Genomic DNA, 1900 nt, shown 5'->3' with positions numbered 1-1900 from the left:
CCCATATCGCAGTCAGTGCAACCGGAATGTTCTTTCTTCCTTTGCACCAGATGTCGACCTTGCGTTTCTCCTGAGCGCGGGCGACCTCGAAGGCTTCGTCTAGTTTTCCTTCCGCGACATCCATGGCTGTGATGACGTTCAAGCCAAGGGCCGTCAGACGGTTGATCTCGTCCACGTTCGCCATGCCTTCTCCTCTGGCAGCAGATTATTATCCACCGTTGGAAGATGCGGCGGCAATCCAAGCCTGAGGCACGAGGGCCTGTCCACGCCATTCCTCAATCAACTTGACTCCGGGAAGCTTGCCCCAGACGTCCTCATCTGCATGATCCAGCACGATGATCTGGAGGCGACCTTTCGCGGCCATGACCTCAGCGCCTAGGAGCGCAAAGACCTTCCTGACGGCGACCACGTCCTGATCCCTCCACGCGATGAGGTCGGGGCCCTCGTCGCCCGCCGCCCGCTTAGGAAAATAGACTTGGCTAGGTTGGTCGAAGATCAGCTGACCAGGGACTGGGTGATGAGGTTCGGCCAGGAAGTAGTGCTGCAGCGCAAGCATTAGTGCGACGTGATACGCGAGCCAATTGGCGCCGCTGCCAATCTCCCACAGGTAGTCCTCACGCGTTCCCCTAGTCACCTTGACGGTCAGGTCTTCAATCAACAGCCTAATCGGGGCCTCGGGCCACTCCGCGTCAAGCTGCGGAATCAGCCGATTGGCATGATGGGAGACTTGGTGCAACGCGTTGAATAGCTTGCGCTGGATGTCGGCCTCGGAGATCGTCTTTTGCAGCGTTGCAATATCGGCCTGCAGCGAGGTGAGTTCCTGCCGCAAATCCGACGACTGGTCGGCGCGGTCGTAGACGTGCAACGCCTGCTCCAATCGACCGAGGAAGCGCTCAAGCCTATCGAAGCGATTGGCCTCGTCTCGGGCGACGTCAGAGTCCCGTTCCAGCACCGCTATCTCGCTACGGACATCGTTCAACTCAGATAGGACCGCTTCAGCGGCGCCGCGCTGGCGCAGGATTTCCTTGTCAAGCGTGTTAGACATCGCAGGGTGGGTCCGCAGTCGGATCTCCAGACCGCCGAGGTTGTCGCAAAGGGCCAAGACCTTCTCGCGGCCGCCGTCCCCGAGTGCGACCAACGGATCGGCGAACTCGTCGGCCAAGTCCCTCAGCCACGTGGAAAGGTCCAAGCGGTCACGTTGGATGCGCATGGCGTCGCCGTACGCCTCGCTGCTCTCCACCAGACGGCGCAGTTCGTTCAGGCGCTGACGATGCTCGGTAAGTCGCGCGGCGATTTCAGTTTCCGACGCACGAAGGGTTTCCAGACGCGTCAGCACCACATCGATGCCGGCCAGGCTTGGTCGAGCAAGACTTGAGTTGCTGTTCGACACGCGCCGAAGCAGGTCAACAACGTCACTCCAGTCCTTCGGCACTTCAGTGGAGGAATCGACTAGGCCAAGTTCGACTGCCTGACGCAGCCACGCCTCCGCCTCCGCCCGCCAAGCGCCAGTTGCCGACACGATCGCGCGTAGCTCAGCCTCCTTCCGGCGGAGGTTGCGCTGGAGCCGATCGATCTCAAACCGCGCCTGGAGAATCTTTGCCGTGACCGCGCCCAGAACGTACGGGAAGATGGTCTTTAGCTTCTCCCGGTGTTCCGTCGTATCGGCCTTGAAAAACATCACGTCGGGATTGGCGATCACGTTCTGAGGTTGGAACGTGAAGGCCATGAGGTCGCGGAAGCTTGGCCTTTGCTTGAATCCATTCTCTGTACCTGGTTCGAAGTCGAGGTCAGTCAGTCCTGCCAGGCGGTTCATCGCGCGCTTGACCGTGTCGACATTGGTGGTCTTGTCGGTGATCGTCTCCGGAATTTCGACCTGTGCGCCCTCCAGCAGCACCATGTC

At 60.1% G+C, this 1900-nt stretch carries 2 protein-coding genes; both read right to left on the bottom strand.

Features of this window, described 5'->3' with window-relative positions:
* Positions 1-184, bottom strand: a 184-nt coding sequence (locus EN984_RS32925; RefSeq protein WP_164765847.1) for a hypothetical protein, incomplete at its 3' end; no start/stop codon positions are given.
* A gap of 24 nt (positions 185-208) precedes the next feature.
* Positions 209-1900 (bottom strand): DUF3732 domain-containing protein (locus tag EN984_RS39125; RefSeq protein ID WP_127384282.1); only part of this gene is annotated, 1692 nt, incomplete at its 5' end.

The organism is Mesorhizobium sp. M7A.F.Ca.CA.004.12.1.1 (assembly GCF_003997835.1).
Taxonomy (GTDB): Bacteria; Pseudomonadota; Alphaproteobacteria; order Rhizobiales; family Rhizobiaceae; genus Mesorhizobium.
Note: the sequence above shows the minus strand (reverse complement) of the source record. Positions and strands in the feature narration are given on the sequence as shown.